The organism is Methylocystis rosea (assembly GCF_003855495.1).
GTDB lineage: Bacteria > Pseudomonadota > Alphaproteobacteria > Rhizobiales > Beijerinckiaceae > Methylocystis > Methylocystis rosea_A.
In genome coordinates this window covers 1,811,398-1,836,015 of sequence record NZ_CP034086.1, presented here as the reverse complement: position 1 = coordinate 1,836,015, position 24,618 = coordinate 1,811,398, and the positions used below count along the sequence as shown (strand labels likewise).

Genomic DNA, 24,618 nt, shown 5'->3' with positions numbered 1-24,618 from the left:
TAGAAAGCGAAACGCCCTGGAGCGGGCGCTTAGCAAGGAGATTGCGATGAATTTCGTCGAACTCATCCTTACTGTCTGCACGCTGGCGCAGCCCGCCGCCTGCGACGAGCGCAAGCTCGTCTTCGAATCGACCACGGGCTCGACCAGCAATTGCATGATGCAGGCGATGCCATATATCGCTCAATGGTGCGGCGAACACCCGCAACTGACGGTTACCAAGTGGCGTTGCGCGCGGCCGGGAGCGGAAGGCGACAAGATCTGATCGAGCCCTGCGGGCGCGGTCGGTTCGATGGCGAATGAATCGAAAACACGATCGGCCGGCGCCCTTTGCGGCGCCATACGCGCCTCCCGACGAGAGCTTCGCTGAAGCCTTCCTCGGTTCGCGCCCTAATCCTGCGACTCAACGACTTGTTGAGGAAACCGCGCTGAAGCTCGTGCGCGGCATTCGCGCACAACGTGATCCGCTTGGCGGCGTCGAAGACTTTCTACACGAATTCTCCCTCTCCTCGCGGGAGGGGCTGGCGGTGATGGCGCTCGCCGAAGCGCTGCTGCGCGTGCCGGACGACGCCACGGCCGACCAACTCCTGATTGATAAGCTCGCCGAGGGCGATTTCTCCCATCACGAGACATCGAGCGACGCGCTGCTCATTCAGGCGTGCGCCTTCGCGCTGGGACTTTCGGCGCGCATCGTCGACGTCACGGAGCCGCGCGGGCTCGTTGCCGACCTCGCCCGGCGTCTCGGCCTGCCGGCGCTGCGCGCCGCCGCGCGTCAGGCGATGCGGCTGATGGGCGCTCATTTCGTCTTTGGCGAAACCATCGAAGCGGCGATCAGACGGGAGCAGGGACGGCGCGAGCGCTTCTCTTACGACATGCTTGGCGAAGGGGCGCGGACGGCGGAAGACGCCGAGCGCTATTTTGAGGCCTACGCCCACGCCATTCGCGCCATCGGCGACTCGGCCGGAAGCTCCGGCCTCCCTATGCGCCCCGGAATTTCGATCAAACTCTCGGCGCTGCATCCGCGCTATGAGGCGATTTCGCGCGAACGCGTCTTGCGGGAATTGCCGCCGCGGCTGCTCGCCTTGGCGCGCCTCGCCAAAGATCGCGATCTCGTTTTCACCATTGATGCGGAGGAGGCGGATCGACTCGAACTTTCGCTGGACGTGTTCGCACGCGTCGTCGAAGACCCTTCGCTTTCCGGCTGGGACGGATTCGGGCTCGCGGTGCAGGCCTATCTGAAGCGCGCGATGCCCGCGATCGACTATGTCGCCTCGCTCGCGGAAGCGAGCCATCGACGCTTCATGGTGCGTCTCGTCAAGGGCGCCTATTGGGACAGCGAGATCAAACGCGCCCAGGAGCGCGGTCTTTCCGATTATCCCGTGTTCACGCGCAAGGCGATGACCGATCTCAATTTTGACGCCTGCGCGGCGCGGCTTTTTGAACAACCGCGTCTCTTCCCGCAAATCGCCACGCATAACGCTCGGAGCGTCGCCGCCGTTCTGACAATGGCCGGCGCGCGGCGCGACTTCGAATTTCAGCGCCTGCACGGCATGGGCGAGTCGCTCTATGAGTCGCTGACGGAAATGAGCGACGCCGCGGTTCGAATTTATGCGCCGGTCGGTCCGCACCGCGATCTTCTCGCCTATCTCGTGCGGCGCTTGATCGAGAACGGCGCCAACTCCTCTTTCGTTGCGCGCGCCGCCGATCCCGAGACGCCGGAGAGCGCGCTCGTCGCGGACCCTTATGAAACGCTTGGCGCGCCAAATCGTGCGCGCCATCCGCGTCTTCCACTGCCGAGCGAGATTTACCTGCCGCAACGCGCCAATTCAAAAGGCGTGGAGTTTGGCGATCGGACCGCGCTTGCGGCGCTGATTGACGAGACGCGCGCGCCTTTTCCGCCGCCAGATGCACGACCGAGCGTCGAGACGCGAGCTGCCGCGCGCCCGGTCCTGTCGCCGATCGACGGCGCCGTCGTCGGTCATGTCGTCGAAGCGGATGAAGCTGTGGCGCATGCTGCGATTGCGACGGCGGCGCGCGCTTTCCCAGAGTGGTCCAGGACTCCATTCGAGGCGCGGGCGCGGATGATCGAACGCGCGGCCGATCTTATTGAGGCGCGGCGCGGGCCGTTGATCGCCTTGTTGCAGAGCGAGGGCGGCAAGACTCTCGACGATGCGCTCGCCGAGGTGCGCGAGGCGGCAGATCTTTGCCGATACTACGCCGGCCAGGCGCGAATTCTCTGCACCGACATGCCGCTGCCGGGCCCGACGGGCGAAGCCAATGTCCTGCGCCGGCATGGACGCGGCGTTTTTATTTGCATTTCGCCCTGGAATTTTCCGCTCGCGATTTTCATCGGTCAGGTCGCAGCGGCGCTGGCCGCGGGAAATTGCGTCGTCGCCAAGCCCGCGGAGCAGACGCCGCTCGTCGCCGCCATGGCGATCGAACTCCTGCGCGAATCCGGCGTTCCGAAGGACGCGCTGCAATTTACGCCAGGCGATGGCGCGATCGGCGCCGCGCTTATCGCCGATCCGCTGACCGCCGGCGTCGTTTTCACCGGCTCGGTCGAAGTTGCGCAGCGGATCAATCGCACGCTCGCCGAGCGAGATGGCGCGATTGCGCCGCTCATCGCTGAAACCGGCGGGATCAATGCGATGATTGTCGATTCCACGGCGTTGATCGAACAGGTCGTCGACGACGTCATGACGTCTGCGTTCCGATCGGCGGGCCAGCGGTGCTCAGCCTTGCGGCTCTTGTGCCTGCAAGAGGAGATCGCGCCCGACTGTCTTACGACGCTCATCGGCGCGGCGCGCGAGTTGCGGGTCGGCGATCCGCGCGAGATCGGCGCGCATGTCGGCCCGGCGATTGATGCGCAGGCGAAGGACAAACTCGACGCCTATCTTTCGAGTCAGCGCGCCGCGGGGCGAATTCTCTACGCTGGCGTTGCGCCATCGACAGGAACTTTCGTCGCGCCGCACATCGTCAGACTTGATCGCGTCGAGGACTTGCAGGAGGAAATCTTCGGACCCGTCCTGCATGTCGCGACCTGGCGTTCGGATCGCCTGCCGCAACTGCTCACGGACATCGAAGCCAGTGGATATGGTCTCACGCTCGGCATGCATACGCGCATCGAACAGCGCATTCGCGCGATGTCGCGCAAAGCGTCCGCCGGCAATATCTACGTCAATCGCAACATGATCGGCGCGGTCGTCGGCAGCCAGCCCTTCGGCGGGTTTGGCTTGAGCGGCACCGGCCCAAAGGCGGGCGGGCCGGATTATCTGCTGCGATTCCTTCATGAGACGACGCTGACGATCAACACCGCGTCCTCTGGGGGCGACGCAGGACTGTTGTCGCTCGGAGAATCCGACGAGTGATCGCGACAAATTGGCGCAAAATCGCTGCTTGAAGTCACACCTCTGACGCTCCACGTCCCTAACGTTTCCATGTCGATCGTCAGCGCCATCGTTGCTGAATTTTCGGTTGCTTGGCGATCGTCCGTTCATGAGGGAGATCAGCATGGCCGAACAAAGCAAGCTGCCGGCGTCGAGAGAGTCCGCGCAGGCATCCAGCGGATTCGATTGGCATCCGCTCGAATCCTTCCGGCGTCAATTCGATCGCCTGTTCGACGAATTTCCATCGCGCAGAAGCCTTGCCGATTTCCAGCCGTTCGACCGGCTCATGTCGGCGGCGGCGCCGCCCGTCGATTTTGTTGAAAAGGACGGCGGATATGAAATCACCGCGGAACTGCCCGGGCTCGACGAAAAGAACGTCGATGTGAAGCTTTCAAACGGCGTGTTGTCGATCTCTGGCGAGAAGAAAGAAGAAAAGGAAGAGAAGCGGGAAGGATACTACTGCTCGGAGCGACGTTACGGCTCTTTCCGCCGCGCCTTTCGGGTTCCTGAAGGCGTAGACTCCGACAAGATCACCGCCGATTTCGAAAAGGGCGTGCTGAAAATCAAGCTGCCGAAGACGGCTGAATCCAAGAAGGAAGAAAAGAAGATCGAGATCGCGGCGAAATAGCGCCGCGATCAGCGGCGCTCGACCGTCGCTGCTCTAAGATCGCCAGCCGGCGCGCCTCTGGGAAGCGCCGGCGATTTCGGGCTTGTGCGCCGGCCGTCGCATCAGCCGCGGCAGCACGAGATGCGGCAACACGCCCTCGCGAATGACCGCGCGCCGCAACGGCCCGAGCGCCGCCATGGCGATGAAGCTCGCGCCGCGCAGCAAATCCACCGGTAGATAGGGAATGATCAGCGATCGGTTGAGCAGGTCGACGCCATGCGTCCTGAAGCCGATGTCGGCGCGCCGGTGACGGTCGTAGCGGGCGAGCGCCCGCGACAATTCACGCGGATTCTTGAGATCGACGCTGGCGAGACAATCCTCGAGATCGGCGACGTCGCGCAGACTTAGGTTCAGTCCTTGCGCGCCGATCGGCGGAAAAATGTGACATGTCTCGCCAACGAGCGCGAGGCGGCCCGTGGCATGTTTCGACACCTGCATGCCGCCCATGCGGAACTGCCCGATGTCGCCTTCGATGCGCATCGCGCCGAGTTCCGACTTGGCGTAATCTTCAATTTCATATTCGAGCTCTTCGCGGGGCTTGGCGAGACGCCGCCGCGCGTCGGCGACGCTCATCAGCCAGACGAGGCTCGAACGATTCGGCGCGTCCTCTCGCGCGGGCAGCGGCACCAGCGTGAAGGGGCCCGAGCGCGTGTGATATTCCGTCGAGACATTTTCGTGCGGGAACTCGTGGCGCAGCATCATCGTGAGCGCGATCTGCGGATAGGTCCATTCCTTCACGTCGATGCCGGCGACCGTGCGGGCGCGGCTGTTGCGCCCATCCGCCGCAACGATGAAGTCCGCCTGGAGCCGCCGTCCGTCTGTGAGGACGGCGACGGCGCCGTCGCTGCTGAATTCGTAATCCGCGATATCGGCGTCGACGAACGCGATCTCAGGGCGGCCGCGACAAAGATCCAGCAAAATGGCGACGAGGTCATCGTTCGACACATTGACGCCGAGCGCTGGCAGACCGATCTCGCGCGCCCGCAGGCTGAGTTCCGGCACGGGCAGAAACTGATCGGTGTCGTCGATCATGTGGATCGCTTCGACGGCGCAGCCGCGCGCTCTGACGCGCTCTAACGCGCCGAGCGCATCGAGAAATCGGACGGACGATTCGAACAAAGCGACGGTGCGGCCCGGCAGCGGCGGCGGAATGCGCCCGGCGAGCGTCGTCCTGAATCCCCCGCGCGCGAAGGCCAGCGCCGCTGCAAGGCCGGTCGCCCCGGCGCCGGCGACGAGAATGTCCGATCTGGTGTTTTCCTGCGCCGCGTTCATCTCATTCGTCTCCTTTGCCTGTTATAGCGGGAGAGTCTTCGGAGCGCGAGCAGGACGGGCGAGCAGATGGCTTTGGCTCGGCGCGAGGGCGGTGGTAGGCTGACGTCCCGCTTCTCCAATCCTCCGCGCCCGTGACGTCTTCTCGCCTCATCGGCCTTTCCGTCCACCTGTTCACCGCGAGCGGCGCGGCGCTCGGCCTGATCGCGCTGTTCCTTGCGGCGGACGGCCGCTTTGCGGCGATGTTCGCCTGGCTTGGCGCGGCGCTCGTCGTCGACGCCGTCGACGGAACGCTGGCGCGGCATTTCAGAGTGACTGAAACGGCGCCCTTCATCGACGGCGTCGCGCTCGACCTCGTCGTCGACTTCCTCAACTACGTGGTCACGCCGCTTGTGGCGCTGTGGCGCTCCGGCCTCTTGGACCCGGCGCTCGTCGGGCCCGTTTGCGCCGCGGTCTGCGCCTGTTCGGCGCTCTATTTCGCGGATCGGCGAATGAAGACGGCGGACTACTGGTTTCGTGGATTTCCGTCGCTGTGGAACATCGTGGTCTTCTATCTTCTCGTGCTGCGGCCGCCGGCGGGCGCCAGCCTCGCGGTCGTTCTCGTGACGGCGGCTTTCATGTTCGTTCCGGTGGCCTTTGTGCATCCGCTGCGCGTTCAGCGGCTACGACTGGTAACGCTCGTCGTCACCGGCGTCTGGGGCGCGGCGGCGATCGCGGCGGTCGCACAGGATCTTGCGGCGGCCTCCGTCCTGGTAAAGGCGGCTCTGGTCGCGACGGGATGCTATTTTCTGGCTTTGCCGCTTTTTCGCGAGGGCGGCGCGATCGCGAAAGGGGAACATGATGGTTAAGGCGATTCGCGTGCATCAGCCCGGCGGGCCGGATGCGCTCGTCATGGAAGACGTTGATCTGCGGGCTCCGACCGCCGACGAAGTGCAAATCCGCCACGGCGCCATTGGAGTCAACTTCATAGACGTCTACCGCCGTACCGGCGCTTATCCGGCCGAATATCCGTTTGTCCCCGGACATGAAGGCGCCGGCGAGGTGATCGCCGTCGGCGAGAATGTGAAGGACTTTGAGGTCGGCGATCGCGTCGCCTATGTCGGCGCGCTCGGCGGCTATTCGGAGGCGCGCAACATCGCCGCCGACTCAGTGGTCCATCTGCCGCAATCCTTCAGCTTTGAGCAGGGCGCGGTGATGATGCTGAAAGGGCTGACTGCGCAATATCTGCTGCGCAGGACCTTCAAGGTGAAAAAGGGCCATCGCGTTCTTGTCCATGCCGGCGCGGGCGGCGTCGGGCAGCTCCTTTGTCAATGGGCGAATGCGCTTGGCGCGAAAGTCATTGCCACCGTCGGCTCTCCTGAAAAGGCGAAGATCGCGGAGGAAGCCGGCGCGCGACGCACGATTCTTTATCGCGAGGAGAATTTCGTCGAGCGCGTGCGCGACATCACCAAGGGCAAGCTGTGCGATGTCGTCTATGACGGCGTCGGGCGCGCGACATTCCCGGCTTCGCTCGATTGCCTGAAGCCATTCGGCATGTTCGTAAGTTTCGGCTCAGCCTCCGGTCCGATAGCGGCTTTCGACCTGGGCCTTCTGGCTTTGAAAGGATCGCTCTATGCGACTCGCCCCTCGCTTTTCACCCATATCGCGCGCCGGCGCGACTATGAGGAAATGATGGACGATCTCGTCCACGCGGCGAAGCGAGGCTTCGTGACGATCGCCGAGCCGGCGCGTTTTCCGCTCGCCGATGCGGCCAAGGTGCATGCCGCGCTCGAATCGCGCGCCACCAGCGGGTCGATGGTCCTAATTCCCTGATTTCGCCATAAAGGGACCGGCGAAAGCAGGGCTCAACCGGGGCTCCAGCGACAAACTTGACATGTGTTGCAATTTGAGCACTGGGCCGATTGATGCGCTTCGCAACGCTTTGTTAACTTGTCCGAATCGGGCGTCGCCCGCGCCCCTCTCGCAGCTCGTTCGAGCAGTTTTTCCCCGCTTTTTGTGCTGTCAGTTGGGCGAGGCGATAATTTCGTCCTACGCTTTTGGCGCAAATCGATTATGCTTTTCATGTTCCGGCTTTGAGGTTCCTCCCGCCTCTCGATTAGCCCGAACCGCCTTCCAAAGCCCGGCGCTTGAGCCGGGCTTTTTTCTTAGCCCCCCTCGGCAACCCCGCAGTTTCTATTGCAATTTTTCAGCAAGAGCCCCATCCTTGTGTGGCGGCGGGCTCTCTTCCGGGCTTTGGGCCGCGAAGCATGAGGGTTGCAACGCTGTCGACAGGTGTTCATCCGGGTGCGGCTCCTGGTCCGCTCCGACCGGAAATTGGCGCAAGCGCCCAATTAACCGGCTCAATCGTGCAAAAGGTTCTCGCCAGCCTGGACGAAACCAAGGCCGAGGACATCGTCTCCATCGATCTGCGTGGAAAGACGGCGCTCGCCGATGACATGATCATCGCGACGGGTCGTTCGACCGTGCATGTCGGCGCCATCGCCGACAGAGCGATCAAGGCCCTGAAGGCGGCGGGAGTCATTGCTCCGCGCGTCGAAGGCCTGTCCCAGTGCGACTGGGTGCTGATCGACGCCGGCGACGTCATCGTCCACATCTTCCGGCCCGAGGTGCGCCAGTTCTACAATCTTGAAAAGATGTGGGGCGGCGACCGACCGCTGGAGATTCGCCTGGTCTGACGGGAGCGGATGCAAGCGCGTGGCATCGCTTGTCCATCTCGCCTCCGTCTCGCCTGGCGTTGGATGAAACTGGGACTGATCTGCATCGGCCGCCTGAAGGCGGGTCCCGAGCGAGAGCTTTTCGCGCGCTATGCCGAGCGCATCAACGCCTTGCGGCGGCTGGGCCTCGAAGGTCTCGAACTCAAAGAGATCGATGAGAGCAAGGCCTCCTCCAGCGCGGAGCGGTCATCGCGCGAAGCGATGGAGCTGCTCGCGGCGTTGCCTGCCGAATCGCGGTTTGCGGCGTTTGACGAACGGGGCAGGGGGGAGACAAGCGTAGCCTTCGCGCAATTCATCGCCTCCGAACGCGACAGAGGCTGCAAGGCGCTGTGGTTTGCGATTGGCGGCGCAGAAGGCCTGGACGAGAGCGTGCGCGCGCGAGCGACGGCCGTCTTGTCCTTCGGCGCGATGACGCTGCCGCATCAGCTGGCGCGCATCCTCGCGGCGGAGCAGATTTACCGGGCGATGACGATCCTATCCGGCCATCCGTATCATCGGGGATGAGTTGGCCTCGAAGCGGCTAAGTTAGGGGTTCCTCCATAATTGGCAGTCCCGAAACGTCCCGTGCTTGTTGCGACAAGTCGTAGCTCACAGTGGTGATCTCCGGACACCGTCTGCAAGCTGCTTCGCCTTCCTGGAAATGCCAGCGGCACTCTTTTCGGATAGCGCATGGCGGCAGACTGTCGACTGCAGCAGGCAGCATTTTCACGACTCGCGTCGCCAACTGGCAATCTGCGCCGTCGAAGTGCGGACATTTATGCTCAGCGCAGGTCGCCGCGAGCCGAAATATTTCAGTCGGCTTTAACGGGGCGGACAGGGCAAGGACCTCGGGCGTCGCGGGAAGCCGCTCGTTCAGATATTGGACGACGGGACTCGGCCCGTCCTGCTGAACGACGCCCAAGACCATCGCTCGATCCATGCCGGGCTGCGCGCTCGGACAAAGTTTCGACATGGGCTTAAATCCACCTGTTACTTCTGTTCAAACTGAAGAATTTCAGGGGGAACGGGAATGCCGACAATGATGTGGCGACCAATGGAATAGACGGCGCCGCCCTGTTCGCCCGCGAATGCTCCCAGATGGCCTGCGATGTCGTTGGCAAGCGCCTGCGTCTCGCCAAGCGTCACTTGTGAAGCGATCGACTCTGGAACGGGTATGCCGCGAATTAAATAAGACACCGAAACGGCGTCAGGAACCTCCAATTTGAATTTTGGATGCTTCGCGCTTGCGGCCTTCACGGCGGCCTGAACGGATTCAGTGAACTTGCTTATGGAAATCGAAACGGGCTTTTTCATTCTGAAACCCCTGCTCATTGAAACTGATCGGGCAAATTCGACAAGGCAAAGAAGATCGCCCCTCGACAGCCAAGCTGCCAGCAATGCAATCTTCGCTGCCAAGCTAAACTGGCTACACGCTAAATTGAATGTACCTTTCGATACATGCGCGCGCTTTTTTCGCGCGTCGCTTTCCCTCCGCTGTTTCGTTCACGTCGAGATCGTGCAAACTCTTGTCGAGCCGCGCGCTTCTAATGCACGGTGCGCCCGTGCATCTCGCAGCCAAGCCCGGCTGCGCGCGCCGCCTCCTGCACCCTGTTGCCGGCCTTTTTCACCTTGTCGAAGTCGCCGCGCAGCGCCTTGAGCGCGTTGCGCTCCTGGCCGATCTCCTCTGCCGTTCGCAGGCCCAACCGACGCAGAAGGGGCAGTGGCGGGCACCAGCCCTGCAGCGCGTGCTGGAGCAGAAAGCCGCTGACGAGAACCGGCAGCGCCAGCCAGCGACGATCGGACGTCAGGCCGAGCGCAAGTCCAACGAGCGCCAAAGAGGAGGCGTTGGCTTCGAGCGCCCGCTCGATGTCCCACTCCCGATCAAGCTCCTCGAGACGTTCGTCGATCTTCTCCGGGTGTTTGGCGAAATAGGACAGCCGCGCCTGCGTTTCCTTGCGAATGGCGCGATTGACGTCTTCATCGGTGTTTTGTGCAACGCGAGCGACCGTGGTCGGCATCCATCTACCTCCCCTTATTTGTTTCCAACCGCAAAGGCCGCTCGAAGTTCCTGATTTTCGGACCGTCGGCGGCCTTTACGCTCTCGGCGGCATGCGCTAAACCCCTGCGGTAACGAGCCCCGGCGTTACGCGCGGGGCTTTTTCTATTTGGAGATCGAGATACGGCCATGGCGAATGTGGCGGTGGTCGGCGCCCAGTGGGGCGACGAGGGCAAGGGCAAAATCGTCGACTGGCTGTCGCTCGAGGCCGACGTCGTCGTACGCTTCCAGGGCGGCCATAACGCCGGGCACACGCTCGTCATCGACGGCGTGACCTATAAGCTCGCGTTGTTGCCCTCGGGCATCGTGCGGCCGGGAAAGCTTTCCGTCATCGGCAATGGCGTCGTCGTCGACCCGCATTTCCTCGTCGGCGAGATCGACCGGCTGCGGGAGCAGGGCGTCGCCATTTCGCCGATGAATCTCAAGATCGCCGAAAACGCGCCGCTGATCCTTTCGCTGCACCGAGAGCTTGACGCGCATCGCGAGGACGCGGGCGGCGGCGCCAAGATCGGCACCACCAAGCGCGGCATCGGACCCGCCTATGAGGACAAGGTCGGCCGCCGCTCGATTCGCCTCATGGATCTCGCCGAGCCGGATCTGCTCGACGACAAGATCGCGCGCGTGCTCGCGCATCACGATCCGCTGCGGCGCGGCCTTGGCCTGCCGCAGGTCGACCCCGCCGCGCTGCGCGAGGAGCTGCTGTCCGTCGCGCCGCGCATCCTGCCGTTTATGGACGCGGTGTGGGAGCTGCTCGAAGACAATCGCCGCGCCGGCAAGCGCATCCTCTTCGAGGGCGCGCAGGGCGTGCTGCTCGACGTCGACCACGGCACCTATCCCTATGTGACGTCGTCCAACACCGTCGCCGCTTCGGCGGCGAGCGGTTCGGGACTTGGGCCCGGCGCGATCGGCTATGTGCTCGGCATCGCCAAGGCCTATACGACGCGCGTCGGCGGCGGCCCGTTTCCGACCGAGCTTCATGACGAGATCGGCCAGTTGATCGGCGATCGCGGCCGCGAATTCGGCACCAACACCGGACGGCGGCGGCGCTGCGGCTGGTTCGACGCCGTGCTGACCCGCCAGGCGGTGAAGACGTCCGGCATCAACGGCGTCGCGCTGACGAAGCTCGATATTCTCGACGGTTTCGACGAAATTAAAATCTGCACGCATTACATGCTGGACGACAGGCGCATCGAACGCCTGCCGGCCTCGCAAGCGGCGCAGGCGCGCGTGCAGCCGGTCTATGAAAGCTTCCCCGGCTGGAAGGAATCAACGAGCGGCGCGCGTTCCTGGGCGCATCTGCCGGCGCAGGCGATCAAATATGTCCGCCGCGTCGAGGAGCTGATCGAGGCGCCGGTCGCTTTGCTCTCGACGAGCCCCGAACGCGACGACACGATTCTCGTGCATAATCCGTTTCAGGATTGAGCGCGGATTTACCTCCCCCTAGCGGGGAGGTCGATCGCCGAAGGCGATCGGGTGGGGGTGACCAAACCCCACCCGGCTCGCTTCGCTCGCCCCCGTAAAGGGGAGGGGTTACGCAGCGGAGAAGCGTCTCCCTCTTTTTCTCGCGCAGACAAGCCCGGCCATGATGGGTTAACGGGTGTGGAAAGCGTGGACCCGAGAAAATCTCATTAACTTGGCTTGGCGCCGCCCATAGGGTTGCGCCCCCCCGCGCCCTTCGCCATATCGGGCGAAGGAGGAGAGGATATGGAACCACCCAATCGGCCTTGTGAGTTCGCCTTGCGCTTGCACGCGCTCGACAGCGAAGATCTTTCGCTCCTCTCGGCGCATCTGCAGGACGCCCTGGTGCGTGTCGGCGACATCGCCTTTCTTGCCGACAAGCGCCGGTTCGCCCTGGTGGGGTCGCGGTTCGACTGGGCCGCTGAACTTGACGGGCGACTGGAGCGCTGCCGCTGCGGCCTGCATTTCGAAGGCGTGCAGCGCGTGCGCTGCCAGCGTATCTGCCGCGACCAGCCCGACGCGATCCTCGAACTTCTGGCGGTCACCTTCGAGCCCGACCCCGAACCGCCGTCGGGAGTCATCCGGCTGTTTTTCGCCGGGGGCGCGTCGATCGCGCTCGACGTCGAATGCGTCGAGGCGCAACTTTGCGACGTGGGACCGCGCTGGAAGGTCGCCGCCCGTCCGAGCCATGATTTCAGCGGCGAACTTGACGAGCACGCTCCCCGAGGGCCATGACAGCCGGACTTCCCGGCTGGAGAGGATCATGACCCTGCGTTTGGACGCTGCGGCGCCCGATTTCGAACAGCGTTTCGCCTCGCTGCTCGCTATGAAGCGTGAGTCGTCGCAGGACGTTGACGATACGGTCCGCGGCATCATTGAGGACGTCGTCGCGCGCGGAGACGCGGCGCTTGTCGACTATTCCAAGCGCTTCGACCGCATCGACCTTGAGGCGACCGGCATTGCCGTCTCCCGCGAGGAGGTCGCGGCGGCGGAGGCCAAATGCTCCGCCGAGCAGCTCGCCGCCCTCGATCTCGCGCTCGAGCGGATCACCAACTTCCACGAGCGGCAGAAGCCGCAGGATCTGCGCTTTCGGGACGCGGCCGGCGTTGAACTCGGCTGGCGCTGGACCCCGCTCGACTCGGTGGGCCTCTACGTGCCCGGCGGCACCGCCGCCTATCCGTCTTCCGTGCTGATGAATGTCGTGCCGGCGAAGGTCGCCGGCGTGAAACGCATCGTCATGGTGGTCCCGACGCCCGGCGGCCATGTGGAGCCGCTGGTGCTCGCCGCCGCCAAGCGTTCCGGCATTGACGAGATCTACCGCGTCGGCGGCGCGCAAGCCGTGGCGGCGCTGGCCTATGGCACGAAGACGATTGCGCCCGTCGTCAAGATCGTCGGGCCGGGCAACGCCTGGGTGGCGGCGGCGAAGCGCCGCGTCTTCGGCCAGGTTGGCATCGACATGATCGCCGGCCCTTCTGAAGTGCTGATCCTCGCCGACGCGACCGCAAATCCCGACTGGATCGCGGCGGACTTGCTTGCGCAGGCCGAGCATGACGAATCCGCGCAGTCGATCCTGATCACCGACGACGCCTCGCTGGCCGACGCGGTCGTCGCCGCCGTCGAACGGCATCTCTCGACGCTTTCGCGCAAGGAGATCGCCGGCGCCTCTTGGCGTGACTATGGCGCAACGATCATCGTGAAAACTCTCGCCGACGCACTTCCGCTCGCCGACCGCATCGCCGCCGAACATCTCGAGATCATCAGCGAAGACGCCGAAGACCTCGCCGCGCGCGTTTCCAACGCCGGCGCCATCTTCATCGGCGCCTATACGCCCGAAGCCGTCGGCGATTATGTCGGCGGCTCGAACCATGTGCTTCCGACGGCGCGTTCGGCGCGCTTTTCGTCGGGTCTGAGCGTGCTCGACTTCGTCAAGCGCACGTCGATCCTGAAATGCGATGCGGACTCGCTGCGCGCCATCGGCGCCGCCGCCGTCACGCTTGGCGAGGCCGAAGGCTTGCAGGCCCATGCGCGTTCGGTGTCGATCCGCCTCAATCAGCTCGAGGCGTGAGGGTGGAGTCAAACGAGTCGAAGCGGCTGATCTCCGTCACGCTCGACGAAAACTCGATCGGCCGCGGTTCGGCGGATCAGGAGCATGAGCGCGCCATCGCGATCTACGATCTCATCGAGGAAAACAGTTTCGCGCTGATTGGCCATCATGGAGGACCTTATGAGCTGCTGATCTCGCTCGTTGACGCCAAACTGGTTTTTAAGATTTGCGACGCGGAGGGCGTCTGTCTCGTCACGCATATTCTCTCGCTGACGCCTTTCAGGCGCATTCTCAAAGATTATTTCATGATCTGCGAAAGCTATTACGCGGCGATCCGCCATGCGACCCCGAGCAGGATCGAGGCGATCGACATGGGGCGTCGCGGCCTCCATAACGAAGGCGCGCAGCTTCTCCTCGAACGCTTGAAAGGCAAGATCGACACGGATCAGGATACGGCGCGCCGTATCTTCACGCTGATCACGGCGCTGCACTGGAAGGGCTGAGCGCCGCGCTCGGTCGCCAAGGATGAGAGCGCTGCGCGGCGCAGCGCTCGGCGCCGTCACATTGTCATCATGGAATCATCCGCATGGGCAAAGGTAATTCGGATCATTTCGCCGAGCTGCGGCTGTCGATGGAAGCGGAAGGCGGCGAACTGCTCCGCGCCTTCGTTCGCGAAGCGTCGCTGGTCGAAGGGGTTCCGCCGATGACCGCGAGCCTGATCGCCGCCGACGCTGCGCAAACATGGCAGATTCTCTGCGGATCGCGCACGAACGCCGAGCGCGCGGCGGTTCTTCTGTCCGCTTCCAAAGGCGAGGCGCGCGCACGGATTCTGCTCAACGGCCATTCCCGATTTTCCGCCGTTGTTGGTTCGCTCAGCGCGCAGGTGCGGCGAGATGCGGGATTATCCTACCGGGAACGCGGCGTCGACGGATGGGAGATCACGATCCATCGCGGTTTCGAACCCTCTCGCGAAGCGGCGGAACGTAACGAAGAGCCGATCGCCGAAGCCGCGGAGACCACCGAAACTGTGCGGATCGACGTGCCTCAGCAGAGCGACTCGGCGGCGATCGCGCGCTGCTTTCTGGCGGTCTATGGACACAATTACGTTCACCGAGAAGTCTTTTCCCCGCACCGCTATTGGCGGAAGGTCGAAAGCGGAGAGCTCATTCCGGTCGTGACCCGCGATGCGCGCGGCGAGGTCGTCGGCCATGTCGCGCTCGAGCGCGAGCCAGGCGCGGCGATCGCCGAACGCGGCGAAGCGGTCGTGCTTCCGTCCTACCGAGGACGTCATCTCCTGGAGCGCATGACCGAGCGGCTGACGGACGAAGCCACGAAACTCGGTCTCGTCGGAATCTACGCCGAGCCGGTTACGACTCATACATTTTCACAGCGCAACGACGAGCGGGCCGGCATGCCCACATGCGCGATTCTGCTCGGCGCGGCGTCCGAGTCGCTGCATTCCAAAGACTTGCCTGTGCCGACGGCCGGACAGCGCCAGAGTTTTCTGCTGACGTTCCGCTTCCTGGAAGCCGGGCGGGCATGCGAGATCGTCGCGCCTCCGGCGTATCGCGACGTCATGACGACGACATACGGCCGTCTCGGCGTCGGCGTTTCTCTATGCGAGAGCGGAACGCCAACAGAGACCCGGTCGATGACGAGCGTCATGGTCAACCCATGGGGCTATGGCAGGATTCGCTTCGAGATGATCGGATCGAACGCCAGCATCGAATTGAGCCAGGCGGTGAGCGACGTCAGCGGGCTCGGCGCGCGCGCCGTGCAGCTTTCCGCGCATGTCGACGACCCGGGCTTGCCGCTCCTGGTTGAGAGCGCGCGCCGCCAGGGATTTTTCTATTGCGGGCTGGCGCCGGCCTTCTCCGAAGGCCGAGATCTGCTGCTGATGCAGCATGTGAGCGAGCCGCTCGACATCAACGAACTGCAACTGTTCACGGACCAGACGAAGGAACTTGCGGCGTTCATCGAACGAGACCGTCAGTCAGCGCAAAGCCAGCGATGAGAATGCGTGAGCAACGTGGCGCGCCCCCAATCCATTCTTTTCGCCTGCACGCTGAACACTGTGCGATCGCCCATGGCGGAGGCGATCGCGCGGTATTATTTTGGCCGCGAAACCTATTTCGCTTCCGCTGGTCTGAAGCGCGGCGCCCCCGACCCCTTCGCCATCGCGGCGATGGACGAGATCGGCGTCGACATTTCAGCGCATAAGCCGCACACGTTCGAAGATCTCGAAGATTCCAATTTCGATCTGATCGTGACGCTGTCGCCCGAGGCGCATCACAAGGCGCTGGAGTTTACGCGCACGATGGCCGTCGACGTCGTCTACTGGCCGACGCCCGACGCGACCGCCGCGCAGGGCTCGCGCGAGGCCATTCTCGACTCCTATCGCGACGTGCGCGAGCGGCTGACAGGGCGTATCAAGGATCTGCTCGGACACGGGCCGCCGCTGAGCGGATGACGCGCGATCGCGAATCCAGAGCGACGCAGAGAGGATTTTGCTCTGGATTCCCGGTCAGGCCTTCGGCCCGCCGGGAATGACAACCGGTGCGTATAGAAAAAACTTAAAGAGACTGCTTCATCTGCGCGCAGAAGCGTTGCGCAAGGGCGATCAGCGCGTGGTCCGAACCGCGTCGGCCGATGAACGAGAGCGCAACGGGCGCATCGCTCGTCGGAAGGGGAGTGCTGATCTGCGGCAGGCCGAAGAAGCTCGCGATGAGAAACAGGCGCATCATCTGATAGCGCTTGGCGTCGAGCGTTTCCTCGCTTTCGGTGAGAAGCGGCGCGCGAAACGGCGCCGTCGGCGACACGAGGAAGCCTTGCGAACCGAGGAGCGCGTCGATTTTCTTGCGCGCCTCCTCGCGGAAACTTTCAGCGGCTTTCTTTTGGTCGGCCGTGACCTTCGCCGCATAGGCGAAACGCTGCTCGACGCCCTTGCCGAAAGTCGGGCTGTTCGCCGAAATCCACGCGCCATGCGAGGCCCAGGCCTCGAAGGCCTGCATGTTGCGGAAATGTCCGAGCGCCGTCTTGAAGAAGTCGTCGCCGAGCGTCGCTTCGCGCCAGGGGCCGGACGCCTTCAGAGCGTCGACGGGATCCGCCGCCGCCGAAGCGAAATCCATCCCGACTCCCGAGAAGGCGTCGCTGAGCAGCACGGCTTCTTTGAGTTCGGCGTTCGCCGCGTTAACCGGCAACAAAGCCTCGCCGACAGACGCCATGACGCCGATGTCGCGGGCGAACCAGCCGATGGCGTCGAAGGACGGCGCAAGCGGAATGATTCCATCCATCGCAACTGCGCCATGCGACGCGCGGAAGCCAAAAACCCCGCAAAAGGCCGCCGGCGCGCGGCAGGAGCCGGCGGTGTCGGTGCCGATGGCGAAATTGACGAGGCCGGCGGCGACCGCGACCGCCGAGCCTGAAGACGAGCCGCCGGGGTGGCGATTTTGCGCGGCCGGATTGATCGGCGTGCCGTAATGCGGATTGGCGCCGAGCAGGCTATAGGCCATCTCGTCCATGTGCGTCTTGCCGACGAGCCGTGCGCCCGCATCGAGCAATCGGGCGACGACAGGGGCGTCGCGCTCGGCGGGGGCGTGGGTCGCCGCCCATTTCGGATGGCCGTTGGCCGAGACGTTTCCCGCGACGTCGATGTTCTCCTTGACGACGAAGCTCGCGCCGGACAGGGGTCCCGGCGTTTCCGTGCTCCGGTTGAGAACGACGGACAGCGCGCCGAGATCGTCCTTCATCGCGGCATCCTTCCTTCCGGCGGGTCTATAGGCGGGCGCGGCGGGAATCCAAATAGCGCCTGATGGGCGCGACTATACTGAAGAATGTGGCGAGACAAAATGCAAACGCCGCAGGGAGACTGCTGTTGCGCCATTCGCAGGCTTACGCCAGATTGTCCGCTGCGGCGTGCGGCCATTGGAGACGCAACATGGATGAGTTCGGCGGGGGCTTTATACGCAACGTCATGATTGGCTTTGCGCTGGCTTTGGCCTTTTCCATCATCTACGTCTGGTACACGCGATAGGGGAGCCTCGCGCGTTTGGGGACGGTCGCGCGTCAGAATATCAGCGGCTTGGCGATCATCAGCCATATGATCGTCATAACGGCGCCGAACGCCGGAAAGCCGAAGGCGAACCACCACCAGAAAAATCGATGGTAGACCTGCGGTAGCGGCTGGTTCGCCGCTACCGCGGCTTGCGCAATATCGCGGATGCGCATCTGCATCCACACGACAGGCAACCAGAAGGCGCCGGTCAAAAGATACAGGGCGATTGAAAGCGCGATCCAGCCTTCGGTGAGCGAATAGCCGGCCAGCCAGGTGAGCGCGACGCCGGTGATGGGCTGAACCACCACGGCGGAGGTGGTAAAGACGAAGTCCGCGATCACAACGATGCGCGCCACCCCGGCGATGACTGGCGTGGAGCGGGAGAAATGCGCCATTAGCATGAAGAAGGCTATTCCGGCGCCCGTGCCAAGCAAAACTGCGGCGCCGATGATGTGAATGTATTTGAGGAGGAGATAAATCACCGGTCGTCGACAATCGCCAGAGAAACGACGTTGAGCACCATCACCGACCAGATCTTCAACATCGGCCCTAGCGGCTCCCTCCAGAGTCGCGGCACGAGGATGGTGCCGAGAATGAGGTAAACGAAGGATAGGATAAGCGCGGCGAGCAGCGCAACTTTCGATGTGCGGCGAAAGGCGATGGCGACGCCGATGATAAGATCGGATGTGGCGCCCGCGATCACGGCCAGCGGCACGATTGGGCCTGACAGTCCGCCCTCGTACAAAAGCCCGAGCCCAATGTCCCATCCCGGTCCGTAAGAGACCAGCGCGGTCGAAATCCAGAACAGCGCCGTTACGGCGAAAATGAGCGGCTTGAGCGCATAGATCCGCGCAAACCATTTTTCGCGCACGTCGGCGGGCTCGGCCATAAGCGCCGCTTCAAGCGACTGCGGTTTGATTCCCGTCATGTCTGTCCATGGCGTGGGATCGCCGATGGCTCCGCGGACCATTTCCTGTTTTGCGATGCTGCGGATCGGCGTGCGCCATCCCAGCCAGGCGAAGAAATCTCCGAGGCGATACATCCAGTCGATCAGCCGGTCGGGGACGTCGACGAGCAGGGCAGGGCGCGATCCGAGCCATTTGCGATAGATCGCGACGACCTCGTTGAAGGTCAGGCGCTGCGGTCCGACGATCTCCAGCTCCACACGCGCCGGCGCCGAGGGGGCGAGAAAGAAAAGCGCCGTCGCCACGACGTCGTCGAGCTGGACGATCTGCAGTTCCCCCGCGTCTCTGAAGCGGGGGAGGATTGGCAACGCCGCCAGTCCCCGAAACAGCGCGCTACCGCCGTAAGCGCGGCGCCCGAGGACGACGGAAGGCCGCAGAATGATCCAGTCGAGTCCCGTCGCCTTTAAGGCGGCGTCTCCCTCCGCCTTGCTCTTTGAGAATTCGCTGGGCGTCTGCCGGTCGACGCCGACGGCGGAGAAATGAATGACGCGCTTGACGCCAGCCTGTTCGCAGGCCGCAAACAAGGTTGCTGGGCCACGGCTATGCGCGGCCTCAGTGGAATCGGAGCCGCTTCCGCCAAGCACGCCCGCGCAATTGATGACGGCGTCGACGCCCTCGAGATGAGGCGTCCATTCTTGCGCGGAGTCGACGCTTCTCAGATCGATCGACACCCATTGCGCCTGAGGAAATTGCCGTCGGACATTTGCGCGTCCGCGCGACACGGCGATCACCGCATGGCCGGCTGAGAGAAGTTTTGCGAGAATGCTTGAGCCGATGAGGCCGGTCGCTCCAATCAGAAGAACTTTCATTGGCCCGCCTTGGATGGTCTATCCTAATGTTGCGTCGAAGACGAAACGGCCGTCACTGCGGCGCAAGCCATGGTCGAGTTTCATATAGGGCTGCTCCCGAACAAGGCGTCCGCGTAAAGTGCGCGGAGTTCAAGCCGCCGCTTAGACAGTCCGTGTTGGCGAAAGTAGCGCATAAGCCGACGCCGACCACGCCGGCCGCCTAGCGCACCATTTTATAGATGATGCCAAACAGGCTGGCGTTGACCGTCGCCAATAGGAACAGGATCAGTGCCGTCTCTGCGAGCCGAGGCATGACGCGCCTCACATATTCAGTTGCGGAACCGCACGCTACCTAGCGCGGCTGCGCGCAGCGACAATGCGCATCCAGACGATCTCGAGCAGGAATTTTGAACGCCGCGCCGTCCTGATGCGCGTGCTCGAGAGTGTGGCCAGCGTAGAGCTTGCGTCGTGGTATTGCTTCCACCGTCGCGGGGCTTGCGTCGAGCCGCGCCGCCGGGGCGCCCGCTTTCACAGAGATGACGTGAGTGAGCGGCGCATCTCGCCAAGGCGCACGTTCCCTTTTAAGACGAGCCGTGATGTTTCTGCATCACTGCCGAGAAAAAGATGCACGAGAGAATGCGCGCCATTTCATCGGCTTGCCGACATGCAGCTTAACGCGTACTCTCATGGACATTCCCCGCAGGGCGCTTTTATGCCGGGGATGGCGCATTCGCGCTCAACGCGGCATGACCCTTCGCAGTGATGACCCATGTTTGCTGCGGAGTCTGCAATGTCATTTCGTTCAGCCTTGGTCTGCTTTCTGACTGCAGTATTTGCGGCGCCGCCTTCGTTCACCGCACTGGCGCAAACCGCGCTTCCCACAATCCAAGTTGGCGTGCATCGGGCCGCCCCGGCGGCGCGTTCCCATGCGTCCGCGCCGGGACGACCCGTCCATGCGCCGCCGCAACCGCCGCGCGCTTCGCCGGTCGTCGCTGCGGTCAGTCGACCACCGGCGGCGCCTTCTGGGCCCCAGCCGCCGCCGATCACAGCCTCAAGCGAAAAGTTCTTCACCGGCAAGGAGGTCAACGCGCTACCCTTCGCGCGCCCCGGCGACGCGCTGGAGATCGTGCCCGGACTGGTCGTCACGCAGCACAGCGGCGAAGGCAAGGCGAACCAGTATTTTCTGCGCGGCTTCAATCTCGACCATGGCACCGATCTGGCGCTCTATCTCGACGGCATGCCGCTCAATATGCGCACCCATGGCCATGCCCAGGGCTACGCTGACAGCAATTTCCTGATCCCCGAACTCTTGTCTTACGTCCTCGCCCGCAAAGGTCCGTATGACGCTCAAGACGGCGACTTCTCGTCGGCCGGCTCGATTTACATGCAATACAAAGACGCGATCGACAGAGGCTTCTTTCAGGTCACTGGCGGCAGCTTCGGCTACGCCAGGGCTCTCGCCGTCGTCCCATACCGAGATTTCGCTGGCGGCTCCGCCTATGGCGCGGTCGAGGCGCAATATTACAACGGTCCCTGGGAGCGCGGCGACAATATGCGGCGCCTCAACAGCGTGTTGCGCTGGTCGCGCGGCACGCAGGAAGACGGCGCCTCCGTGACCTTCATGGGCTACGCCAACAAATGGTATGGAACGGACCAAATTCCGAGTCGCGCGGTCAGCGCCGGGTTGCTGTCGATATGGGGCACGATGGACCCGACCGCCGGCGGCGCGACCTCGCGCTTCTCGCTCTCCTCGCGCTGGAGTCAGATTGAGGGCGATCAGGCCACGCGCGTCGAAGCCTATGTCGTCCATTCGACCTTGGATCTCTACAGCACTTACACCTATTTCCTGGCGCATCAGAATTTGGGCGACCAGATCCGTCAGTTCGACGATCGCACGCTCGTCGGCGTCAACGCGCAGCATGCGATCAGATGGGCCGACGTGAATGGCGCGCCAGTCGAGACCCGCGTCGGCTTTCAAGGCCGCTACGACGACATTCGTCTGGGATTGCAGGAGAGCGTCCGTCGACAACTCTATGACACGCTCAGCAACAACGCCGTCGGCGAAGGCAGCATCGGCGTCTGGACGGATACGGCGGTGCGCTGGACGCCCTGGCTGAAGACCGTCACCGGGGCGCGGTTCGACTATTACAACGCGGCCGTAAGCTCACGCCAGACGCTGTTGGATGCGCCTAAACTCGTGACGAGCGCCGGTCTGCCGGCGTTCCTTCTCACCGGACCGTTCAATCAGGGCGTCAAGAACGCGGCGTTGTTCAGCCCGAAGCTCTCGATCATCGTCGGCCCCTTCTACAAGACGGAATTCTACGCCAATTACGGCGAAGGCTTCCACTCGACCGACGCAAGGGGCGCGGTGCTGCGAGTCTCCACAGCCGAACTTGCGGACAATGACGGCTTCGTTCAGGCGGCTTCAATTCCGCTGCTGGTGAAATCACGCGGCGCCGAGATCGGCGCCCGCACTAGATTCATTGAAGGGCTCGATTCCAGCATCAGCCTGTTCTGGCTCAATCTCGAATCGGAGAACCAGTTTGTCGGCGATAGCGGCACGACGATCTTCGGTCGCCCCAGTCGCAGATATGGCCTCGAATTCGCCAACAAATACGCCCCGAATTCCTGGATCAAATTTGACGGCGACGTGGCGCTTGTGCAGGCGCGCTACCGCGGCGTCGACGTTGCGCAGACCTTGGCGTGGCTCGACTTGATCACGCCTGAGGCAGCGCCCTATGGGACATTCCTCGGCAATGCGCCCGGCAACTATCTGTCGAACGCCATCGCGGTGACGGCGATGGGCGGATTGGAGCTCGGCGAGACGACCGGATGGTTCGGCGCGCTGAAGTATCGCTACTTCGGGGCCAGGGCGCTCACCGAGGACGGCTATTTCAATTCGCCAGCCACCGGCACGTTGAACGCACGACTGGGCTATCGATGGGCGGATGGCTGGCGATTGCAGATCGACGCCTTCAATGTTTTCAACTCGCGCTCCGACCAGATCACATTTGCATATGGCTCGCTCCTGCCGAGCGACCCTCTTTACGCGCAATGCGTCGCAGGCGTCGCTCCCGCCCAGGTTTGCGGCGTCGGCGTCATGGACCGCCATCTCAAGCCGCTCGAGCCCGCAGCTGTGCGCGTAACGCTGAACGGCCCGCTCAATTTCGACGGTTCTTTCGCCGGTCTGGCCGATCGCGCGGCGCTTTTCTCGCAGCTGCCGAACTGATCGCCGCCTGAATGGTCGGAGTGGCGGGATTCGAACCCACGACCCCTTGTCCCCCAGACAAGTGCGCTAACCGGGCTGCGCTACACTCCGACTGGCGCCGTTATAGTGAGGCGGCGCGGCGCTGGCAACGCCTGGGTCGCTATCGTCTGGTCAACTTGAGCAGGCGCTTGCATTCCTCGATCTCGGCCAGAACCTCGCGTAGGATTCTCGTTTGTGGCGCGGCAAGGGGGCGTGGTTCGCCGCGGGCCGAAGGCGGCGCCAGTGGCGCGTCAAGTTCGACGACGGGAGCCGCGTCCTGGGCTTCGATTCCCGCCAGATCGGGGTCGTGCGTGCGCAGAGCGGCGAGTTCGTCGGCCGAGAGGGCCGCTTCCGTCTCGTCTTCGTCTCGCGCTGACCCGATTCGTCCCTCGCTCACGCCCGGACGGGAAGGGGAGGGAGTCCCGGACGGATCCCCTTGGCGTCGCCCCGCGCCCGCCAGGACCGCCTCGACGCCAGCCTCCTTGAGGATGCGCTGCACGCCCCTGATCGTATAGCCTTCGTCGTAGAGCAGGCGGCGGATCGCGATCACGAGTTCAATGTCGCGCTCCCGGTAGAAGCGCCGCCCGCCTGCGCGCTTAAGAGGATTGATCTGCTTGAAACGGGTTTCCCAGAAGCGCAGCACATGCGCGGGAAGGTCGAGGCTCGCCGCGACCTCGCCGATCGTGCGCATCGCTTCATCGCTCTTGCCCGACACCTGATCCCTCGACTCAAGCCGCGCTATTCTAACACCCGCAGCGGCGCAGTTTTCAGCCAAATTGGCCCGACCTGCCGGAGACGGCCGCGGGGTGTGGACAAGCGAGGGCCGCATCCCTTAACTGGCCGCCGTCATCCGCCCCCCAACCTCGGCGTCTCATGGAAGATTGGCTGCATTTTCCCCAACCGGTTCCGGCGATCAGACACCATGCGACCGAGGCGAACGCCCGGGCGGTGCGCAACTGGCTGTGGCTCGTCGCGGGGCTGGTCTTTCTGATGGTCATCGTCGGCGGCGCGACCAGGTTGACCGAATCGGGCCTATCGATCGTGCAGTGGAAGCCCGTCACCGGCGTGCTGCCGCCGCTGTCCCAGCAGGAGTGGCAGGAGGCGTTCGAGGCATACAAGCAGATTCCGCAATATAGGGAACTGTTCCCGGACATGGATGTCGCCGGGTTTAAATACATCTACGCTTGGGAATGGGCGCATCGTCTTCTCGGACGGGTGATCGGCGTCGTTTTCGCCGTTCCGCTCATATGGTTTTGGGCGACCGGCCGCCTGCCGCGTTCGGCGAAGCCAAAGCTTGTCGGCATTCTCGCACTCGGGGCGCTCCAGGGCGGCGTGGGCTGGTGGATGGTCGCATCCGGCCTCGTCAATCGCATCGAGGTGGCGCAGGAGCGCCTTGCGATTCACTTGCTGCTCGCCGCGCTGATCTTCTCCGCCTGTTTATGGGTGGCTGGCGGCCTCGGGCCGCGCGCCGTCTCTCTCGTGCATGGGGGCGCGGGTCGGCTGAAGGCGGTCGCGCTGACGATCCTGGCTTTTGTGTTTCTGCAGATTTTCGTCGGCGGCCTTGTCGCTGGACTGCGGGCGGGACTCGTCAATAACACTTGGCCGTTGATGGATGGCGTCTTCGTTCCTCCGGCCGACGTTTTGTGGCGATTGGAGCCGGTCTGGACCAATCTCGTCGACAATCCGGTCACCGTCCAATTCTTCCACCGCATGATCGCCTATCTGATCTTCGCTCTGGCGCTCGGGCATCTTCTGGACGCGTGGATCAATGCCGAAGGACGCGCGCGCCGCGGCGCCGTGATCCTGTTCGGCCATGTGCTCATGCAGATCGCGCTTGGCGTTGCGACGTTGGTGCTCGTCGAGCCGCCCTTCGCCGGCGACCCGCATCTCGCGCTGGCGCTGGCGCATCAGGCGATCGGCATGGCGGTGTTGGGCGTCGCCACGCTGCAGGCGCGACGGCTTGTGCAAGACGTGATCACGAACTGAGGCGGTTG

Annotated in this window: 23 protein-coding genes and 1 tRNA gene; 16 read left to right on the top strand and 8 right to left on the bottom strand. The window is 63.6% G+C overall.

The genetic code is table 11. The annotated features are described in order from the left end of the window. Positions 1 to 46 precede the first annotated feature (46 nt). The 3 genes from EHO51_RS08970 (at position 47) to EHO51_RS08960 (ending at position 4,011) form a co-directional block, all read left to right on the top strand. Positions 47 to 262: a hypothetical protein gene (locus EHO51_RS08970; RefSeq protein ID WP_018408745.1), complete on the top strand. Its 216-nt coding sequence runs from the start codon at positions 47 to 49 to the stop codon at positions 260 to 262. Positions 263 to 296: 34 nt separating this feature from the next. Next, the gene (gene putA / locus EHO51_RS08965) at positions 297 to 3,365 is read left to right on the top strand and encodes a bifunctional proline dehydrogenase/L-glutamate gamma-semialdehyde dehydrogenase PutA (RefSeq protein ID WP_124738594.1); all 3,069 of its coding nucleotides are present in this window, start codon (positions 297 to 299) and stop codon (positions 3,363 to 3,365) included. A 142-nt stretch (positions 3,366 to 3,507) separates the two neighbouring features. Further along, positions 3,508 to 4,011 carry an Hsp20/alpha crystallin family protein gene (locus tag EHO51_RS08960; RefSeq protein ID WP_124738593.1) on the top strand — a complete coding sequence of 168 codons (504 nt, stop codon included), beginning with the start codon at positions 3,508 to 3,510 and terminating at the stop codon, positions 4,009 to 4,011. A gap of 33 nt (positions 4,012 to 4,044) precedes the next feature. On the opposite strand, the gene EHO51_RS08955 is transcribed toward EHO51_RS08960, so the two are convergent. Then, positions 4,045 to 5,322: an FAD-dependent monooxygenase gene (locus EHO51_RS08955; RefSeq protein ID WP_124738592.1), complete on the bottom strand. Its 1,278-nt coding sequence runs from the start codon at positions 5,320 to 5,322 to the stop codon at positions 4,045 to 4,047. Positions 5,323 to 5,453: 131 nt separating this feature from the next. Here EHO51_RS08955 and EHO51_RS08950 point away from each other — a divergent pair, with 131 nt between their 5' ends. From EHO51_RS08950 to rlmH, 4 genes are all read left to right on the top strand, one after another. Then, the gene (locus EHO51_RS08950; RefSeq protein WP_124738591.1) at positions 5,454 to 6,167 is read left to right on the top strand and encodes a CDP-alcohol phosphatidyltransferase family protein; all 714 of its coding nucleotides are present in this window, start codon (positions 5,454 to 5,456) and stop codon (positions 6,165 to 6,167) included. Then, the gene (locus EHO51_RS08945; RefSeq protein WP_124740096.1) at positions 6,160 to 7,131 is read left to right on the top strand and encodes a quinone oxidoreductase family protein; all 972 of its coding nucleotides are present in this window, start codon (positions 6,160 to 6,162) and stop codon (positions 7,129 to 7,131) included. Before EHO51_RS08950 ends, EHO51_RS08945 begins: the two co-directional genes overlap by 8 nt. Positions 7,132 to 7,565: 434 nt before the next feature. Then, positions 7,566 to 7,994: a ribosome silencing factor gene (gene rsfS, locus EHO51_RS08940; RefSeq protein ID WP_029651793.1), complete on the top strand. Its 429-nt coding sequence runs from the start codon at positions 7,566 to 7,568 to the stop codon at positions 7,992 to 7,994. 63 nt (positions 7,995 to 8,057) lie between these two features. Further along, entirely contained in the window at positions 8,058 to 8,537 is a 480-nt protein-coding gene (gene rlmH, locus EHO51_RS08935) for a 23S rRNA (pseudouridine(1915)-N(3))-methyltransferase RlmH (protein ID WP_124738590.1), read from the top strand. Positions 8,538 to 9,002: 465 nt separating this feature from the next. On the opposite strand, the gene EHO51_RS08925 is transcribed toward rlmH, so the two are convergent. Both EHO51_RS08925 and EHO51_RS08920 read right to left on the bottom strand, forming a co-directional pair. Next, complete coding sequence (locus EHO51_RS08925) at positions 9,003 to 9,326, bottom strand: hypothetical protein (RefSeq protein ID WP_124738588.1); 324 nt, start codon at positions 9,324 to 9,326, stop codon at positions 9,003 to 9,005. A 230-nt stretch (positions 9,327 to 9,556) separates the two neighbouring features. Beyond that, positions 9,557 to 10,030 carry a DUF2892 domain-containing protein gene (locus EHO51_RS08920; protein ID WP_124738587.1) on the bottom strand — a complete coding sequence of 158 codons (474 nt, stop codon included), beginning with the start codon at positions 10,028 to 10,030 and terminating at the stop codon, positions 9,557 to 9,559. A 167-nt stretch (positions 10,031 to 10,197) separates the two neighbouring features. Between EHO51_RS08920 and EHO51_RS08915 the strand changes: the two genes are divergently transcribed. From EHO51_RS08915 to EHO51_RS08890, 6 genes are all read left to right on the top strand, one after another. Then, on the top strand, positions 10,198 to 11,490 hold the full coding sequence (locus tag EHO51_RS08915) for an adenylosuccinate synthase (RefSeq protein ID WP_124738586.1): 1,293 nt from the start codon (positions 10,198 to 10,200) through the stop codon (positions 11,488 to 11,490). 282 nt (positions 11,491 to 11,772) lie between these two features. Further along, entirely contained in the window at positions 11,773 to 12,261 is a 489-nt protein-coding gene (locus EHO51_RS08910) for a DUF2948 family protein (protein WP_124738585.1), read from the top strand. Between the two features lie 28 nt (positions 12,262 to 12,289). Next, complete coding sequence (gene hisD, locus EHO51_RS08905; protein WP_124738584.1) at positions 12,290 to 13,591, top strand: histidinol dehydrogenase; 1,302 nt, start codon at positions 12,290 to 12,292, stop codon at positions 13,589 to 13,591. 2 nt (positions 13,592 to 13,593) lie between these two features. After that, positions 13,594 to 14,073 (top strand): UPF0262 family protein, encoded by a 480-nt coding sequence (locus EHO51_RS08900; protein ID WP_018408731.1) that lies wholly within the window; start codon positions 13,594 to 13,596, stop codon positions 14,071 to 14,073. An 83-nt stretch (positions 14,074 to 14,156) separates the two neighbouring features. Next, positions 14,157 to 15,584, top strand: a complete 1,428-nt coding sequence (locus tag EHO51_RS08895) for a hypothetical protein (protein ID WP_124738583.1) — start codon at positions 14,157 to 14,159, stop codon at positions 15,582 to 15,584. 72 nt (positions 15,585 to 15,656) lie between these two features. Further along, on the top strand, positions 15,657 to 16,040 hold the full coding sequence (locus tag EHO51_RS08890; RefSeq protein WP_432431927.1) for a low molecular weight phosphatase family protein: 384 nt from the start codon (positions 15,657 to 15,659) through the stop codon (positions 16,038 to 16,040). A 103-nt stretch (positions 16,041 to 16,143) separates the two neighbouring features. Here the strand turns inward: EHO51_RS08890 and EHO51_RS08885 are convergent, their stop codons facing one another. Beyond that, positions 16,144 to 17,319: an amidase gene (locus EHO51_RS08885; RefSeq protein ID WP_124738582.1), complete on the bottom strand. Its 1,176-nt coding sequence runs from the start codon at positions 17,317 to 17,319 to the stop codon at positions 16,144 to 16,146. Positions 17,320 to 17,444: 125 nt separating this feature from the next. Here EHO51_RS08885 and EHO51_RS20515 point away from each other — a divergent pair, with 125 nt between their 5' ends. Further along, complete coding sequence (locus EHO51_RS20515) at positions 17,445 to 17,603, top strand: hypothetical protein (RefSeq protein WP_164479371.1); 159 nt, start codon at positions 17,445 to 17,447, stop codon at positions 17,601 to 17,603. Between the two features lie 32 nt (positions 17,604 to 17,635). Here EHO51_RS20515 and EHO51_RS08880 read toward each other — a convergent pair whose 3' ends face one another. Beyond that, positions 17,636 to 18,106 carry a DUF2269 family protein gene (locus EHO51_RS08880; RefSeq protein ID WP_124738581.1) on the bottom strand — a complete coding sequence of 157 codons (471 nt, stop codon included), beginning with the start codon at positions 18,104 to 18,106 and terminating at the stop codon, positions 17,636 to 17,638. Further along, positions 18,103 to 19,398 (bottom strand): SDR family oxidoreductase, encoded by a 1,296-nt coding sequence (locus tag EHO51_RS08875; RefSeq protein ID WP_124738580.1) that lies wholly within the window; start codon positions 19,396 to 19,398, stop codon positions 18,103 to 18,105. Before EHO51_RS08875 ends, EHO51_RS08880 begins: the two co-directional genes overlap by 4 nt. A gap of 769 nt (positions 19,399 to 20,167) precedes the next feature. Here EHO51_RS08875 and EHO51_RS08870 point away from each other — a divergent pair. Then, entirely contained in the window at positions 20,168 to 22,606 is a 2,439-nt protein-coding gene (locus EHO51_RS08870) for a TonB-dependent receptor domain-containing protein (protein ID WP_245434859.1), read from the top strand. 12 nt (positions 22,607 to 22,618) lie between these two features. On the opposite strand, the gene EHO51_RS08865 is transcribed toward EHO51_RS08870, so the two are convergent. Both EHO51_RS08865 and EHO51_RS08860 read right to left on the bottom strand, forming a co-directional pair. Further along, a tRNA-Pro gene (locus EHO51_RS08865) sits at positions 22,619 to 22,696 on the bottom strand. A gap of 49 nt (positions 22,697 to 22,745) precedes the next feature. Continuing rightward, positions 22,746 to 23,339: a MerR family transcriptional regulator gene (locus EHO51_RS08860; RefSeq protein ID WP_245434856.1), complete on the bottom strand. Its 594-nt coding sequence runs from the start codon at positions 23,337 to 23,339 to the stop codon at positions 22,746 to 22,748. 158 nt (positions 23,340 to 23,497) lie between these two features. On the opposite strand from EHO51_RS08860, the gene EHO51_RS08855 reads away from it, so the two are divergent. Then, positions 23,498 to 24,610, top strand: a complete 1,113-nt coding sequence (locus tag EHO51_RS08855; RefSeq protein ID WP_124738579.1) for a COX15/CtaA family protein — start codon at positions 23,498 to 23,500, stop codon at positions 24,608 to 24,610. Positions 24,611 to 24,618: the final 8 nt, after the last annotated feature.